Source organism: Kitasatospora sp. NPDC029312, from assembly GCF_055569215.1.
This window is the reverse complement of the sequence record NZ_JBVHXY010000061.1, coordinates 1-15,294: the sequence shown is the minus strand read 5'-3', so window position 1 is coordinate 15,294 and position 15,294 is coordinate 1. Positions and strand designations below refer to the sequence as shown.

15 protein-coding genes are annotated in these 15,294 nt (G+C 72.7%); 9 read left to right on the top strand and 6 right to left on the bottom strand.

Annotated features, from left to right (window positions below; translation table 11 throughout):
* Positions 1–13: 13 nt before the first annotated feature.
* Complete coding sequence (locus ACZ4WV_RS32775) at positions 14–520, bottom strand: hypothetical protein (protein ID WP_465752287.1); 507 nt, start codon at positions 518–520, stop codon at positions 14–16.
* On the bottom strand, positions 517–1,026 hold the full coding sequence (locus tag ACZ4WV_RS32770; protein WP_465752286.1) for a hypothetical protein: 510 nt from the start codon (positions 1,024–1,026) through the stop codon (positions 517–519). Before ACZ4WV_RS32770 ends, ACZ4WV_RS32775 begins: the two co-directional genes overlap by 4 nt.
* Before the next feature lie 515 nt (positions 1,027–1,541).
* On the opposite strand from ACZ4WV_RS32770, the gene ACZ4WV_RS32765 reads away from it, so the two are divergent.
* The 6 genes from ACZ4WV_RS32765 to ACZ4WV_RS32740 all read left to right on the top strand — a co-directional run bounded on the left by ACZ4WV_RS32765 (position 1,542) and on the right by ACZ4WV_RS32740 (position 5,780).
* Positions 1,542–2,738 carry a hypothetical protein gene (locus tag ACZ4WV_RS32765; protein ID WP_465752285.1) on the top strand — a complete coding sequence of 399 codons (1,197 nt, stop codon included), beginning with the start codon at positions 1,542–1,544 and terminating at the stop codon, positions 2,736–2,738.
* A gap of 51 nt (positions 2,739–2,789) precedes the next feature.
* Positions 2,790–3,320, top strand: coding sequence for a hypothetical protein (locus tag ACZ4WV_RS32760; protein WP_465752284.1), 531 nt, complete (start codon positions 2,790–2,792; stop codon positions 3,318–3,320).
* A 397-nt stretch (positions 3,321–3,717) separates the two neighbouring features.
* Positions 3,718–4,086: a hypothetical protein gene (locus ACZ4WV_RS32755; protein WP_465752283.1), complete on the top strand. Its 369-nt coding sequence runs from the start codon at positions 3,718–3,720 to the stop codon at positions 4,084–4,086.
* Positions 4,087–4,143: 57 nt separating this feature from the next.
* A complete protein-coding gene (locus ACZ4WV_RS32750; RefSeq protein ID WP_465752282.1) occupies positions 4,144–4,857 on the top strand; it encodes a DUF402 domain-containing protein in 714 nt (237 codons plus the stop codon).
* Positions 4,854–5,381 (top strand): NUDIX domain-containing protein, encoded by a 528-nt coding sequence (locus ACZ4WV_RS32745; RefSeq protein ID WP_465752281.1) that lies wholly within the window; start codon positions 4,854–4,856, stop codon positions 5,379–5,381. The genes ACZ4WV_RS32750 and ACZ4WV_RS32745 overlap by 4 nt, the downstream gene beginning before the upstream one ends.
* Positions 5,382–5,591: 210 nt before the next feature.
* Entirely contained in the window at positions 5,592–5,780 is a 189-nt protein-coding gene (locus tag ACZ4WV_RS32740; RefSeq protein WP_465752280.1) for a hypothetical protein, read from the top strand.
* A gap of 30 nt (positions 5,781–5,810) precedes the next feature.
* On the opposite strand, the gene ACZ4WV_RS32735 is transcribed toward ACZ4WV_RS32740, so the two are convergent.
* The gene (locus tag ACZ4WV_RS32735; RefSeq protein ID WP_465752279.1) at positions 5,811–6,122 is read right to left on the bottom strand and encodes a hypothetical protein; all 312 of its coding nucleotides are present in this window, start codon (positions 6,120–6,122) and stop codon (positions 5,811–5,813) included.
* Positions 6,123–6,985: 863 nt separating this feature from the next.
* Between ACZ4WV_RS32735 and ACZ4WV_RS32730 the strand changes: the two genes are divergently transcribed.
* Positions 6,986–7,642 carry a hypothetical protein gene (locus ACZ4WV_RS32730; protein WP_465752278.1) on the top strand — a complete coding sequence of 219 codons (657 nt, stop codon included), beginning with the start codon at positions 6,986–6,988 and terminating at the stop codon, positions 7,640–7,642.
* Between the two features lie 172 nt (positions 7,643–7,814).
* Here the strand turns inward: ACZ4WV_RS32730 and ACZ4WV_RS32725 are convergent, their stop codons facing one another.
* Positions 7,815–8,669: a replication-relaxation family protein gene (locus ACZ4WV_RS32725; RefSeq protein WP_465752277.1), complete on the bottom strand. Its 855-nt coding sequence runs from the start codon at positions 8,667–8,669 to the stop codon at positions 7,815–7,817.
* Between the two features lie 711 nt (positions 8,670–9,380).
* On the opposite strand from ACZ4WV_RS32725, the gene ACZ4WV_RS32720 reads away from it, so the two are divergent.
* Together ACZ4WV_RS32720 and ACZ4WV_RS32715 are read left to right on the top strand one after the other, a co-directional pair.
* Positions 9,381–10,991, top strand: a complete 1,611-nt coding sequence (locus ACZ4WV_RS32720; RefSeq protein ID WP_465752276.1) for a replication-relaxation family protein — start codon at positions 9,381–9,383, stop codon at positions 10,989–10,991.
* Between the two features lie 240 nt (positions 10,992–11,231).
* Positions 11,232–11,597 (top strand): hypothetical protein, encoded by a 366-nt coding sequence (locus tag ACZ4WV_RS32715; protein ID WP_465752275.1) that lies wholly within the window; start codon positions 11,232–11,234, stop codon positions 11,595–11,597.
* 166 nt (positions 11,598–11,763) lie between these two features.
* Here ACZ4WV_RS32715 and ACZ4WV_RS32710 read toward each other — a convergent pair whose 3' ends face one another.
* On the bottom strand, positions 11,764–14,235 hold the full coding sequence (locus tag ACZ4WV_RS32710; protein WP_465752274.1) for a Helicase associated domain protein: 2,472 nt from the start codon (positions 14,233–14,235) through the stop codon (positions 11,764–11,766).
* Between the two features lie 136 nt (positions 14,236–14,371).
* The gene (locus ACZ4WV_RS32705; protein ID WP_465752273.1) at positions 14,372–14,761 is read right to left on the bottom strand and encodes a hypothetical protein; all 390 of its coding nucleotides are present in this window, start codon (positions 14,759–14,761) and stop codon (positions 14,372–14,374) included.
* Positions 14,762–15,294: the final 533 nt, after the last annotated feature.

The following is a 15,294-nucleotide window of genomic DNA, read 5'->3' as shown; positions in this document are numbered from 1 at the left end:
CGGACGGTGGTGATCACCATGGCCGGCCATCCGGCGGGCGGACGGGAAAGCGGCCGTGGTGGTGACGGGCGATCGCCTCGAGCAGCGCCTGGCGGGCCTGGCACCAGTAGACGTCCTTGGTGCGGCCGGCGTCGGCGGCCCAGGCGGGCAGCGGCCTCTCCTGCGCGGCCGCGGTGAGCCGGCGGCCGAGGTCGCCGATGGCCTGCTGCCACTGGTCGAGCTGCCCGAGCAGGCCGCGCACCAGCTCGTTGACCGCGACCGCCGGGTCGGCCCCGAACGCCCGCGCTTCGGCGGCGGTCTCCGCGAGGGCATCCTCGTCCAGCCCCTCGAATGCGTCCCGCCACGGCTCGGCCCGCTGCTCGAACTCCTCCAGCACCGCGCGCAGCGCGCTGTCGACGGCGTCGGGCGACCACGGGGGTGGCGTGCGGGGCGCGCGGACGGCGTCGGTCAGCACGCGTTCGGCGCCGGGCCCGAGCGCGCGGCGGGCTCGGCCGGGCCGCTGCGCGGTGCTGCGGTTCACCGGCCGGGTGCGGCGGCGCGGCCGGCGGCGACCGCGTCGTCCATCACCTGGGCGAGGTGGGGTAGCTCCCGCTCGTACCAGGTCAGTGCGGTGAGCGGCATGGCGAGCGTCACGGCGGTCACGGCGGCCAGGGCGATCCGCTCCCCCGAGGTGAGGTCGGGAACGGTGTCCAGGGTGAGCGCGCCGAGCAGCACAGCGCCGTCCAGGCTGTGGCGCAGTTCCATCGCCAGTTCTTCTTCGCTGCCGGGAATGATCTCGCGGGTGCAGGTCTGCTGGATCGCGTCGGCGGTGCGCGCCAGTACCCGGCCGTGGTCCTCGACCGGCTGCCGGCGGGCCAGCTGCCGTACCCAGGCCGCCGCCCGCTCCCCCGCCGCCGCGGCCACCTGCAGCACGGCGCGCTCCCCCTCGGTCAGTTCCCCCTCGGTCAGCTCCTCCCCGGGCAAGGACACGGATCCGGCGCCGAACGGGGAGGGGATCGGCAGCCAGGACAGCGAAGACGTGGTCATACCGGTGCAACCCCCGCAGTGCCCGCCCGGTCACGGGTGCAGCAAGGGGCACCTTGGTGCACCCGGGCGCCTGCCGCTCTCGTGCAGCAAGGCGAGCCTTTCTACACGCCGCGGCTGCGACTGCGGCCGGTCGCGAAGCCGGGACGCTGCGACTGCGACGGCCGGCGCAGCCGCCGGCCGCCGAGACCGGCCGCCCGGCTGCGCGACCGGCCGCCCGGCTGCGAACGCTGCGATGCCGGCGCAGCCACTGGCGTTGCGGCTGCGAACGCCGGCGAGTCCGCGGCGTGGCGGGTGCGACGTGAACTCCCCTCCGCAGGCGGGAGGCGGTGCGACCGGCGTTGCGCTGCAGACCTCGCTCGGGCGGTCGGACGGGCCGGTTGCGCATGCGCAAGGACGACCAGCGGGGGCAACCCGGCCGACGGGCGGGTGCGCGGGCGGGACAACATGCGGGTGGACGGGCCGCGGCGGATTTCCGGGGCCGGTGCGAAATTGGGGCGCTGACCAGAGCGAGACAGGTGCGGAATGTCGCCCCGGTGCGAAATTCGGTTGCCGCGCTTGGCTACGATCACGCCGTGGAAAGCGAACCGGGGCGAAATTGCGATGAGGTGGCGCTGTTCGATCTGGACGGCGGCCAGGCCGAGAGCGGGCAATGTCAGGGGCCTTGCTGCGAGAAGCCGCTGCCGGCGCGCACTGGCCGGGGGCGGCGCCCGGTCTACTGCTCGCAGGCCTGCAAGAGCCGCGCCGACCGGGCGCGGGTCAAGGCCCGGGCCGCGGCCGCCGCCGTCGGCGCTGGCGGCGCGTCGCGAGAAGGGGTCGAAGGCGGGCGGCCCGCCAGCGGCCTGTCGGTGGAGCGGCAACGGATGCTCGGCGCTGCCGACGCGATCCGCAGTCGCGCCGAAGCCTTCCTGGCCACCGTGGACGACGACCCGATCGCTGCCCATGCGGAGCTCGCGCGCCGGGTCCACGTTCTCGCCTCGCTGCTGATCACCAGCGCCCGGGAGGTGCGGGACGAGGTGCGCTGGCCCGGCCTGGACGCCGATGCCCGCACCGCGGCGCGGATCCGGGAGGAATGGAGCCTGCCGGACACCGCGGACATCGGCTGGAATGCGGACCGGGGCGATTTTCCGGCTCCGCTCCGGCCGGCCCCCGGCGCAGGCGAAGCGGACCGGTCTGAAATAGACGCCGCGTCGGCTCTCCGCCCCGCCGCCGCGAAAACGCCCCGGGACGAAACCACCGGCATGGCGGCCGACGCGGCCGAGCGCGCACCGCTGCGCGCTGCGCTCGCCGACCACATGGGCCACCGCTCCGACCGCCCCCGCACCGCCGCCGGCCAACCCGCGGCTCCGGTCGCTTCAGTTGGTGGGGCCTCGATCCCCGGCGAGGTTCCGGTTCCCGAGCTGGCGCTGGGCCGGGCCACCGGCTGGACGCCGCCCACGGAGCGCGGTCTGGGCGAAGCTATCCGCGACTACGGCCTCGGTGACGGCCTGGTCCGTCTCACCTGGCCGAGCGCCCCTGGCGTCCAGGCCCTCGAGCGGCGCGGGCGCCTGGCCGGCTGGATCGAGGTCTACGACGACCTCGGGAACTGGCTCGCCCTCGTCGCAGGCCGCCCTGTTGCGGACGCCGCCGACGGCGAGCTGCTGCTGTCCGCCAACCCCGCCGACGCGCTCACCCTGCTGCGCCTGGCGCTCGCCCAGGACCTCGGCACGCCGTAGGACGGGCGCGGGTACGTGCACTCGCGTCGCCTGGCGGCGAGGCTGGGTTGCGTGAGCATCACGAGCGAGGACCCGGTGAGCCCTGAGCAGGTGTACGCGGCGCTGGTGGCGTTGAGGAGGGAACCGGTCCTCGACCCCGAGCTGTGGCCGAACGGCCCGCAGCAGGACGACCTGCGGCGCCTGCTGGGCATGCTGCTGGCCGTCGTGGAACTGGAGATCAGCGCCAACACCCGGCTGGGCATCGACCAGGACACCGACGTCGCCGAAGTGCTCCTCGGATGGACCGAACAGGTAGGGGCGACTCCTGGCCTGCTCACCAACGTGCTGGCCAACCGCCTGCAACGCACCGCTGTCCAGCTCATGGGCCTCGACCAGGACGACGACGAGGCGCCGCCGGGCCGTATGGCGTCGTCGATGGCCGTGGTCGCCGCGGCGGACACCCTGGACGCCGACCTGAACTTCCAGTCCGGTGACATCGACGGTGTCCGGCAGGCTCTGGGCCGGGCGGAGGCCTCCGTCATCGAGATCCAGCAGAGCATGCACGACCTGCGAGTGGCCATCGGCGACGCGCAGGAGGAGTGACCCCGGTACCGGACAACCGTGCCGACCACCGGTGCTGCTCCGTACGGGCGGTGGCCGGGTTCGGCGCCGGGGCGGGATGGGGAGCCTTCGGCATGACGACTCCCATCCGGCGCCGCCGTTACTCCCGTCCGGACGCTTCCACCGGCCCCGCCGCTGCGGTCCGTGCCGCGCCACCGGCCCCTACCCTGCCGGCCGAGGGCGGGGTCGGGTGCTGCCGGACCTGGTCCAGCGAACACCTCTCCCTCGGCGGGATGGTCGTGCGGACGACCTGGCACGAGCCCGTCTGCACGACCTGGGGGTCAGCCGTCCACGGCGGCCGGTGACCGGGCCGTTCCGGACCGCCTGGCCGCCCGGCGCGGATAGGCTCGACGTACTGTCGCCAGGGAGGGGTGGACCGATGACACAGCCGATCCGAGGTTTGGGGCCGCGGCCGGTGGCCGAGTGGATCACCGAGGTGTGCGGCTGGCAGGAGCAGGCCCGCGTCCTCCTCGGGCACATGCCCTCCCAGCTGCGCCTGGTCCACGACGCGGCCCGCTGGTGGGTCGGGATCGACGCCTTCGCCCCGTACCTGCGGGTCCAGCTGTGCGCCGGCCACGTCCTCGACGACGGCACCTTCGGCGACGTCTCCGCCGTCCTGGACGGCCCGGTCAACGCCACCGACCGCGAGGAACTCGCCCAGGCCGTCCAGGAGCTGCGCCAGCGCCTGGACGCCCCGCAGCCGCCGAACCGCTGGGCCGCCGGCCGATACGGCTTCCCCCAGCCCTGACCCGCCGTCACACCTTCGAGCGGACTTCCCGGCCCCCGGGCCGGGAACACTCCCGCCGTGACCGACACCGACAGCAGTCTGACCGACACCGACAGCAGCCTGTTCCAGCCCGGCACCACCGTGGTGCGCCGCGACGTCCACGCCGGCCGGGTGTGGACCGCGATGCCCCAGCGCGTGGTCGACGACACCGGCCACGTGCTGACCCTGGCCTACTGGCCGGGGATCGAGAGCCTGGCCCCGACGACCTGGATCGCCTCGACGCGCACCGGCGACGACACCACCCGCAAGCAGGGCCTGGCCGACCTGGCGGCCGGCACCTGGACCCTCGGCCGCCACCGCTGGGAAGGCACGGAGTTGCTCTCCCACTTCCTGGCCGGCGAGTGGTTCTCCGTGCACTGCTTCCAGGACGCCGCCACCCACGAGCCGCTGCGCTGGTACGTCAACTTCGAGCAGCCCTACCAGCGCCGCCCCGGCCTCGGCATCGACACCATGGACCTGGCCCTGGACCTGGTCATCACCCCCGACCTGACGGGGCACCACTGGAAGGACCAGGAGGAGTACGCCCAGCTGCGCCGCCTCGGCGTGGTCAACGACTACGCACACCGCCAGGTCGAGCAGGCCCGCGGCCGGGCGATCGGCATGCTGGACAACCGCACTGGGCCGTTCGCCGCCGGCTGGCCGGCCTGGGCACCGGACCCGGCCTGGCCGCTGCCGACGCTGCCACCCGGCGCCGACGAAGCAGCCACCTCGGCGACGGGGTACCGGCTGTGACCAGCAGCAGCACGGGAACCGGGCCGCTCCGGGAGCGGGTGTGCGCGGTGCTGGTCCACGACGGCCGCCTCTGCCTGATCCGCCGCCAGCGGGAGGCCGGCCTCCAGCACACGCTGCCCGGCGGTGTGGTCGAGGACGGCGAAGACCCGAACGACGCGCTGCGCCGGGAACTGCTCGAGGAACTCGGCCTCGACCTGGCGCCGCTGCCCGACCCGCCGCTACTCCGCTTCGTCCAGGACCAGGAGACACCGCGGCCGGGCGAGGCCGAACCGTTCCGCCGCCGGCACCTGGTCTACGTTGCCCACCTGCCCAACGGCTTCCACCGCACCGTCGCCCGCACCGAGCAGGACGACCCAGACCAGGCCCCAGTCCTCTGGATGACGGCGGCCACCGCGGCCACCCTCCACCTCTACCCGGCCATCGGCCCCGTCCTCGACCAAGCCGTCCGCCCCGACACCACGACCGCAGCTGCCGGCCCGATGCTGCTCCCGGCGATGACCGCTACCTCCTACCAGTGGCGTTGAAGACGGCATGGCACCCGGCGGCTGTCGCCTTGATCAAGGGGCGGCGCGACTGCCAGGCGGGCCGGGGGTAGGCGAGGCGCTCACCAGATCGCCGGGTCAGGAAGCCTCGGACCTGGCTACGAGCCCCTGATGCCGGATACGGATGGAGGTCTTCCGTGTGCAGTCCGGCGGCTCTAGGGTGATCGGACGACTACCCAGGAGGGGCTTCACATGGCGAGGACGGTTGTCGACGCCTTCCTGTTCGACTCCAGCTGGGGCGCCGGCGACGTTCCCAAGCGCCGCCCCAGCGGCGGCAAGCACTCCCTCGACAGGAAGCAGCTGGCCAAGATCCTGCGGGAGAACCCCAGCGGCGAGCTGACCATCCTCGTAGACGAGAACGGCAACATCCGCCTGCGCTGACACTCGACCGCCGGGCGGCGCAGGCCTTCGCTACGCCGCCGCCACCGACTCGTCGTCCAGGTGCTGGAGCCGACTGCGGGCGATGACCCGATCCTCGCCCGACAGCTTGGCCCAGTACTCATCGGCCCACACCACGTGCCAGGCCTGCCGCTCGGCTTCCTCCAGCCGAGCGGACTCGGCCAGCTGCTCCTCACTCAGCCCTCGCCGGGCGGCTTCCAGGTCGCCACCCCAGGCCGGGAGCGTGGCCAGGAACGTACGGCGCTCGGCCTGCACGGCCACGAGCGCGCGCTGCGCGGCCTTCAGCTCATCGGTGTACTCGAAGGTCTTCTGCTCTTTGCCCACAGCGGGAAATCGTACGTGCGACCGGATCCCCGGCCCGGCTGCGCCCCGCCGACACACCCTGATGCCTGCCCCGGTCGGCGTGCCGATACCTTGGCGGTCTGGTCACGGCGGGATAACGTTCCAGGTCAAAGCGTTGGTGAGAGGTGGACTGGATACCTTGATGGGCCGCCCCGGAAACCGGGGCGGCCCATCAAGGAGTCGGTGCCGTTGCTGGTCAGCTTCCACCAGGGCATGGCCTCGGCGTCGGGATCGACCAGCGGCACCAGACCTCACCTTCGTAGCCCCCGGTCTCCAGGTCCTGCAGCCTGGCGACGCCGGCCGGGACGGCGGCGAGCATCTTGGCGACGTGCCGGTCGCGGGCGTGGAGCCGGAGCTGGTTGACCCGGTTGAAGAAGCCGGTCTCCCCGGTGCCGGATCGAAGCGTCGTGCTTCCGGACGATGTGGCGGGTCCTGCGGGCGCTGGCCGCGCACGACACCCGGGTGGTCGGCCGGATCACCGAACTGCGCGGCACCCGCTCCCAGCCCGCCGCCCACACCACCGCGGAGGCCCCGGCTACGGAAGGCGAGGCCGGGACGGGGGAGGGCAAGCAGCAGCCGACGGTGGAGCGCCCATGCCGGCCGACCCGAAGGGGGCGATGCACGCCCGCGACCAGGCCACCCCGCCCGCCACCGTCGCGGGCCCGGTGCGGCTCCCGGCGATGACCGGCGCCTCCTACCAGTGGCGTTGACTCGCGTGCGACTCTGCACCGTAGTGGCCAGGATTGTCGCGCTACTTGGCCAACCGGCGGGCAGCTCGTGATCGGCTGGGTCGATGTTCATAGGAACAGACGGCGTCGGCGGGTGCGGCGCGGCATAGTGCTCGGGTGACTGCGATTCCCGCCCGCCTGGACCTGCCCGCCCGCCGACGCCGCCACGCCCGGCTGATCGCCGCCCTGACCACGACGGTCGGCGCCTGCGCCTCGGCAGCGCAGGCGCTGTACCAGCCGGCCGCCGACGCCCCGCCCGGGCAGGAAGCGGTCGTGGTGGATCCCCTGCCGGTCGTCTACCTCAGCCGCACGGCCGCCCCGCTTCTGGAGGCAGCCCGGGCTGAGGACGAGGCCCGGTGGCCGGCCGCCGTCGCACGGGAGCGGGAGCAGGCCCGGCGGACGAGTGCGGCGAGGGTGGCGCTGGCGCGGGCACAGGAGATCGTGGAGGAGCCCGGAGTGCCTTGGCCCGTTCCGCTGCCGACCGCGGAACAGGGCGCGGCCATCGACCTGGCCGGCGCCGGTGACGAGGTCGCCGAGCTATGGCGCGGCGACCCGGCGCAGGCCGTTGCCGTGGTGCGCGAGCTGGAGGCGTGCGGGGAGTTCACGGCGGCCGAGGTCCTGGACGCGGCCCTCGACGCGGCCATCGGTGCCGGGCTGCTGGCGCTGAACGACGCGGGCACGGCCTCCGATCCGAGCATGACGGCCGAGCAATGCCTGGAAGCCATCCCGTATTTCGTGCTCGCGGTGGCCCTGGCATCCGCTGACCTCGACTGAGCGACTGGCCAGGTAGCGCAAGTCACCTGCCCGTGCCCGCCGTTGCGGTACGGTACGGCCATGGGCTGATCGTGGCCTTGCCGGGAGCGGCTTCGGCCGCTCGGGAAGGCAGAACAGCGATGGAAAGGGGCGGCCCGCGCTCGGGCCGCCCCTTCGCCGTTTCCTCCCACCGCTACAGCGCAGTCCATCCGCACGCTCGCCCACCCCGCGTGGCGAGCGGGTGCCAGATCGGGGCAGCCGGGCCGCGTTGAGCCAGGTCTTCGATACGGGCGGCGCCGGCCGGGACGGCGGCGAGCATCTCGGCGACGGCCGGGTTCTCCTCGGCGGCGAGGCGCAGGTCCGCCACCGCTGAGCGGACCCCGGCGGCCGCCGTGCCGACCAGGACCACCAGCAGCCGCGGGAACGCCCTCCAGCGCCGCTCCCACGCCCGGCCCCGGCCGCCCTCGCCCGCCTGCTCCCACACCCGGGCGCACGCCGCCAGCTGCGCCGCGGTCTCCTCGGCGCCGACACCGGGGCGGTGGCGTTCGACGAACGCCCGCAGCCGGTGCCGCTCCTCGCCGGTCCCGGCGGTGTAGGCGAGCTCGGCGGCGGGCCGGTACACCCCGCCGCCCTCGACCGGCAGCCCCGGGGCAGGGAGGAGGTCCAGCGGCCCGCAAGCCTCGCCGCGCTCCCGGGCGTCGGCGACGAAGGCGGCGTGGATCCGGCCGACGTCGAGCAGGTGCTCGCGCCCGTGCCGGACGGCGAGCTGCTCGCCGTCCAGCGCCGGGGCGTCCGCGCGGCGGGCCTCGGGGAAGGTCGCCGCCACCGCTGCGCCCTGGGCGGTGAGGTGCCAGGCCTTCGCCCGGCCGGCCTGCGGCAGGGTCACGAACTCGGCCAGGCCCTCGGCGTGCAGGCGGGTCAGCCGCTTCTGGGTCTGCTTGATCAGGGCGGTGCCGCCGTGCAGCTGGTGGAGCTGTTCGGCGGTCGCCAGCGTGAATCGGTGAAGCGTGACCAGAACGTCGTGGTCGGTCTCCAGATCCCCGTGCACGAATGTGCTCCCTCATTCCGAGGCGCGGGCTTGTCCCGTGCTCGGAGAATGGAACCCCACGAAACTCACCGGATTTCTTGATACCAACGTTGGTCTTCCATAACAATTTGGTAACTCTCGCTGTCAAGCTAACCGGTCTTCTCACCGGTCCGAAATGCGGTCCGTAATCCCGTCCGCTAACCAGTCCCTACCTCTGGGCCCTCGTCGGCCCGATCGGCACGTCTCTGACCTGCTGGGATAGGTATCAAGGTGCCCCGGTGAGTTTCCTTGATGGCCCATCAAGGAAACTCACCACTACCTTGGCGGCCCTGGTTAGTTTGCCGGAGCGCTTCCGTTCCCCCTGCCGTTTCCCCCTCCGCTGCCCCTACCGGCCACCTCGCGCCCGAGAGGCGAATCCGCCCAGCTCAGCGCCCGAATCCGGGCCGCCACCGCATTCCGACTACCCTCTTCTCCCGTCTTTCTGCTTTTGGTTTTGGTTTGTGGTTGTGGCGTTGTCGGTTGGTCGGTTCGGGTTGTTGCACCTGCGGTGGGCTTTTCCTTTTCGCGCGTCCGGCTGGTGCCGGCCGCTCGCTGGTCGGGGGTGGCGGCGGCGGCCGGATCGGGGTGGTGGGAGAGGGCGCGGCGCGCGGGCCCGGAACGGGCTTGGCAGCTGTCGGGAGCGCCGGATATCCCTCAGAGGCAGCAGCCGACCACGACCACCGGGAGACGTCCGTGAGCACCCGCCAGCACCCCGATCAGCCCGACGAGAAGGGCGACCAGGCCGACGCCGTCGAACCGGCCGAGCCGTCCCGGCCGGGACGGACCGCGTACCGGCGCGGATCTGCGCACCCCAATGGCTCGACCAACGCCCTGCGCTCCGACGTCCTCGGCGCGCTCGGCGTCCTCAAGGTCGCCACCGCCGACCAGCTCCAGCGACTGCTGTGCCCCAAGGCGGCGTCGAACACCGTGATCCGGCAGGCGCTGCGCGACCTCGCAGGGCACGGCCTGGTCGCCTCGGACGGCAACACCAAGACGGGGCACAAGACGTGGCGGCTGGAAGGCACGGCCGGGCTGGAGGCGGCTGGGCAGGTGCTCGGCCTGCCCCGTTCCGACATGGGCTCGACGGCCCGGGGTGCCGGGCGCTCGGGCGCGCAGCACGCGATGGCGGTCAACGAAACCGTGCTCGCCTTCGTCCGGGGCGGCACCGCGCCGGGCGCACCCGGCGGTGTCGGCACGGTCGCGGACTGGGGGACGGAGGTGGAGTTCGTGCTGCCGGGCGGCCGGCGGAAGGTCCGTCCGGACGCGGTGTGGCAGGCCCCGGAGATCGGAGTGCCGGTGCTGATGGTGGAGGTCGACCGCTCCACCATGTCGCCGCAGCGGGTGGCCGCGAAGGTCAGCGCCTACCGCGAGCTGTTCCGCACCAAGACCCGCGACAACGACCCAGCCCTGGCGGAGAAGGACGCGCCGGACCGGATGACGCACTGGTGGCGCCGGACCTGGCCCGGCCACACCCGGCCCGGCTACCCGCCCATCGCCCTGGTCGTCACCGACGCCGGACCCATCGCCCTGGCCAACCGCCAGCAGGCCGTGGCCGACCTGGCGCGCGACGCCTGGGGCGGCAGCTGGTGGACCATCACGCGGCACGACAACGACGGGGACGGCTGGCGCGAGTACGACGACGCGGTGCCGGTCATCACCACCACCCTGGACCTGCTGGCCGAGCACGGCCCCCTCGGCCCCGTCTGGTGGCGCTACGGCCGCCAAGACCGGCACTCCCTGCTCGACGCCCTGGAAAGCCCGGACACCCGCGCCGCCTACGACGAGCGCCAGAAGGCCCGGGAGAAGAAGGTCCACCAGGAGCACCAGCAGCGGATGAAGACCCTGGCCTGCGCCGACTGCGCCAACGTGCCGAAGCAGGAGAGCACCGAGGAGTACGGCTCCAAGGGACGACAGACCTGGACCCGCCGCCCGGGTGGCCGCTGCTGGTCCTGCCACGAGAAGGAGCAGGAGCGGCGCGAGAAGGAACGGGAGGCCGAGGCCCAGGCGCGGCTGGAGGCGGCCCGCGCCACGAACGCCGGGCTGCGTCCGTGCTGGACGTGCCAGGGATCGATCGGCGGGAAGGCGGGCTCATTCCTGGAGCTGAAGGAGAAGGCCGGCCCCGACCGATTGGAGTGCCCGCACTGCGAAAGCGACCGGGAAGAGAAGGAGCTGGGGCCGCTGGTGCTACCCGCCCCGACCCGACGCGAGCTGCTGGCCGCCCGCCTCTCCACCCCGGCCGACCCGTGGTGGAAGGATCGGCTTCGGCACGCCGAGCTCTACCCAGTGAAGAACCGCGCCGCATGAGCGCCGGTGCCCAGAGGCTGTCGCGAGGGTTGTCGCGACCCCCTGGCGCGTGGGGTGCTGTCGCCCCCTGTGAACTGCGCGGATAGGCGCTTACCCCCGTATATGGTCCGGGCGCGACAGCACCCCACGCGACAGCCACCATCGGCGGCGGGATCGACTCGCTGCAGCGCGGGCTGGTGGCTGACCGCGGTGAACCAAATCCGCCTGGGGCAGGCTGTGTTGTCTGGCAGGATCGATGGCGTGAGCGAGAATCTGGGCCAGCGCCCCCCGATGTTGTTCGTGATCAACGACCGGCTGTGGATCGGCCCCGATCCGATCGACGGCATCCAGTGCGTTGCCCGGACGCGGTCCAACACGCGGTGCAAGAACTGGGTCGAGACCAGCCAGGTCGGGCGCTGGGAGCAAATGGTCAGCAGGCACGGGCTCATCAGCGTCTACGCGGTGGGCCGTGACGACCGGTGGCTCGCCCAGCACTGCGTGCGGCACGACTCGCCGGACACGGTGGACCACGAGCTCCCGGACTGGGAAGCGTTCAGCGAGGACAACCTCGAGCACACCGCGCGGTTCGTGCGGCCCCTCCCCGACACCTGGGAGACCATCGGCTAAGGGTCAGCGTGGCCGCCGCGCCGCGCGCTGACCGCCAACCGCAACATGGGGTGCAACGCGGGTTCCGCGTTGCACCCCTGAACTGGGCCTTCGCCTCTCCCGAACGGCGGCCGGGCCGCGTTGCAGCGGGCGCGTTGCACCGCCCGGTCTACGCCCGGCGCCCGGCCTACTCCCAGCGCATCCCGAGCTCGGTGAGCCGCGCGGCGCGTGCGGCGGGGATGTCGGCGCGCCTGCTGCGGCTGTTGGCGATGAACAGGCCCAGGCTGATCTCCACCACGGTGCCGTCGGCCAGCTCCAGGGGTTCCTTGTGCTTGCGGGGGACGTTCAGGTGGCCTTCCCGCTGGCGGTACTGGGCGGCGGCGGCGAGGTTGCGCTGCTCCTTCTCGGCGTGCGGCACCTTCGTGGGCGGGCGCTGCTCGGCGGGCAGGGGTGCGAGGCCGAGGACGTGCTCCAGTGCCCATTGCTGGGCGGTGTTGAGCTTGTCCCAGCCGATCTGCTGGGCGCGGGCCCACCCCGCGAGGTCTTCGCCCTGGACCACGACGCTTCCCGGCTCGGCACCGGCCAGCGTCCCGCCGGCCGTCACGTGGCGCCAGGACAGGGTGAAGGCCCGATGCCAGTCCACCGGCCACCCGGCCGGGCACCAGGCCGGGTCGATCGCGTCAAGGGCGGCCTTGCGGTCGGCGGTCAGAGCCCCCGTCCAGTCGAGACCGGTCTCGCCGGCGGCGGCGCGGCGCTGGAGCGCCTCGGTGCGCCGCTGCGCGGTGCGCAGGTTCTTCATGATGGTCCCGACCGGGCGGCCGCCCCACACCGCGTCGGCCGGGGGGCAGGCGTGCCCGTGCTCGGCCGCGTACCCGGCGACCGCAGTGAGGTTGTCGGTGAACGCGGTGTCGAACGCCGACCAGACCATGCCCAGCTCGTCCAGCAGGTCGATCCGCTCCTGGTCGAGCACACCCGCCGCCTTGTAGCGGCGCTGGTCGGCCACCCACACGCCCAGGCGGTGCCCGGACGGGGCGACGTAGGCGTACGGCACCTTCACGTCGCCGAACGCCTTGCGGTAGGCGATCAACTCGCCCAGGCCGCGCCGGAACTCCTCCCGCTCCGGCTCCAGCACCCGGGTCCGCACGAACGCCGCGATGACCGCCGGGTCGCGCTGGGTGGAGAACTGGAGGATCTGCGCCTCCCCGCCGGCCGAACGCAGTTCCTCCGGCTCGCCGGAGTGCTTGGGTTCCCGCGCCGGGCGGGTCTCCGACTGCGGCAGCGCCAGGCGCTCCACAGCCGCTTCGTCGTGGGCCCGCAGCGCCAGCAGCACCTTCGCCAGCCCGTCGTACGCCTTGGAGGTGAGCAACTCCTCGCCGCTCTCTCCGGCGGCCAGCAGCACCGGCACCACGATCGTGGCCACCTTCCCGGAGCCCGGGGTGGTGCGCAGGGCCCGTCCGACGGCCTGGACCAGGTCGACCATCGACCCGCGCACGTCGGCGAAGAACACCGAGTCGCACTCGAAGGTGTCCACGCCCTCCGACAACGTCTTGACCGACGGCAGGATGTACCGCAGCAGCCGCAACCCGTCCGCGCTGCTGATGAGCTTCGCGAACTCCTCCAGCACCTGGCGGCGCTGGGCGGAGGTGTGCTCGGCCTCCAGCCACGCCGTGCCGACCAGCTCGGGGGCCGGATGCAGCGCCGGGTCCTGCTCGTAGAGCACCGTCGCCACCTGGTGCAGGCCGGTGCTCATCGCACGCGCCTCCGCCACCAGGTGGTGGAACGACAGGGTGCGGAACAGGTCCCACTCCGCGCAGGCGGTCAGCAGAGCGGTCTGCAGGGCCGCCAGCCGGGCGCCGCGGTACTCGATCGACCGCACGTCCGCGCCGCGCTGCTCCAAGCCTTGGAGGACCGGGTCGGCGACGTCCACGCACAGGATCCGGTACGGGGCGATCACCCCGTCAGAAATCGCAGATCCGAGGGGGTAGTCGTGGGCAACGGGCCCGAACAGCGCCTCGTCGTCCATGCTCGCGATCAGCTCGGCCGACTCCACCCCGGCCTCCGCCGCCCGCTCCTTGTCGCCCTCGGAGAGCGCCCAGATCCTCGGTGTGGCGGTCATGAACAGCCGGCGGTCGCAAGGGATGCGGGTGTTGTCGAGGATCGCCGCCCACGGCCGCCCGGCCTGACCACTGACCCGGTGGGCCTCGTCCACCACCGCGAGCGAGAAGGCCGGCAGGCCGAGCTGGTGGGCCTTCTCCAGGTGGCCCAGGCCCAGGCTGGCGTAGGTGGCGAACACCGTCACCCGCTTCATCCCCGCCGTCAGCCTCACCAGCTCGGCCGGATCGGTGGTGCAGCGCAGCCCCACGGGCTGCTCGTTACCGACCAGCGAGCACAGCCCCACCATCCGCCCGCCGTGGCCCTCGCGCCGCCACACCGCCACCGTCTGCTCCAGCAGCGGCAGCGACGGCACCAGCACCAGCGTCCGCGCCGAGTGCAGCCGGGAGGCGACGTGCACAGCCGTCAGCGACTTGCCCGAACCCGTCGCCGCCCGGATCTGGCACCGTAGTCCCTCCGGTGGCACCAGGCCCGACGCGGGCAGCGTCAGAAGTCGTACTGCCGAATCGCACGCCTCTTCCTGGTTCAGGCGCAGCTTTTTCATCATGACCAGGATTTCCTTTCTCTGGAATTTGCGTGATGCGGTAGAGAGGCAGAGCTTGACCCGTAGAAAGCGGTTTCTGGTCGGCAGGAACAGGCCCAGCTTTCCGGACGCCTGATTGGCCTGCGACGGCAGGGGACCGTCAGCCGTCGGACGGCCTGATCGTGCCGCGTACGACGCCGAGCTCGAGGAAGCAGGCGAGCCGGGCCGCAGAGTCCGCCGCGAGAGCGGCCATGGTGCGCGGTGCTTGCAAGCGGAGCGCCGACCGGATTCGCTCGCAGATGCTGCCGTACAGCTCTTCGTCTTCATAGGGCGGGGCGACGCCCATGCTCACCTTCAATGCCTCCGCAGGGACGGACACCCAGTCGTCACCCTGCTGCAGCTCCGCCTGGTGGCAAACGACAGACCAGCCCCATGCCAGATCCCCCTCCAACGGCTCGGCCTCCGTAACGACCTGGCCATGAGCCAGGAACGCAGAAAGATCCGCAGCCGAAACCCAGACCCGCTCCCCGAAATCGGTAATTCCCGCCATCGTTCCTCACCCTGTCGATCGCCGACACCAGCAGATTTTCTGGGTCGATCAGACCTGTGCAGCAATCCCAGAGTCTAGCGCCATCGTTTCTTTGATGCAGGAGAACGGGCGAAGCCCGCCCCTGTATCACCCCAACGAGTGACCCCACCACATGACCACCCATCACCTCCCACCCACCCAGGCGCGAAGCGCCTCCACCCACCACCCCAGTCAGCCCGGGCGAAGGCCGAACCCCACCCCCACTCACCAAGGGCCGAAGGCCCCACCCTGACACCCTCCCAACTCCGCAGCGAAGCGCGGAGTTGACCCACCACCAACCCCATCCCACCCGCCACCGCCGCCCCGTACCGATCGGGCGTAGCCCGATCCGGCCGGCACGCCCGGCCACGCCCGGGCGCAGCCCGGGCCAGCCTCGGACGCAGTCCGAGGCCCCGCTCCGAAGGAGCGGGCAGTACCGGCGGCGAAGCCGCCGCGCAGCGCCGAAGGCGCAAGCAACCCGGGCCGAAGGCCCGTGGTTACCCGGCGTAGCCGGG

Excerpts from the sequence above, each read along its gene's own strand:
- ACZ4WV_RS32770 (WP_465752286.1), bottom strand. The coding sequence starts at position 1,026 with ATGACCACGTCTTCGCTGTCCTGGCTGCCGATCCCCTCCCCGTTCGGC.
- ACZ4WV_RS32755 (WP_465752283.1), top strand. The coding sequence starts at position 3,718 with ATGACACAGCCGATCCGAGGTTTGGGGCCGCGGCCGGTGGCCGAGTGG.
- ACZ4WV_RS32740 (WP_465752280.1), top strand. The coding sequence starts at position 5,592 with ATGGCGAGGACGGTTGTCGACGCCTTCCTGTTCGACTCCAGCTGGGGC.
- ACZ4WV_RS32710 (WP_465752274.1), bottom strand. The coding sequence starts at position 14,235 with ATGATGAAAAAGCTGCGCCTGAACCAGGAAGAGGCGTGCGATTCGGCA.
- ACZ4WV_RS32705 (WP_465752273.1), bottom strand. The coding sequence starts at position 14,761 with ATGGCGGGAATTACCGATTTCGGGGAGCGGGTCTGGGTTTCGGCTGCG.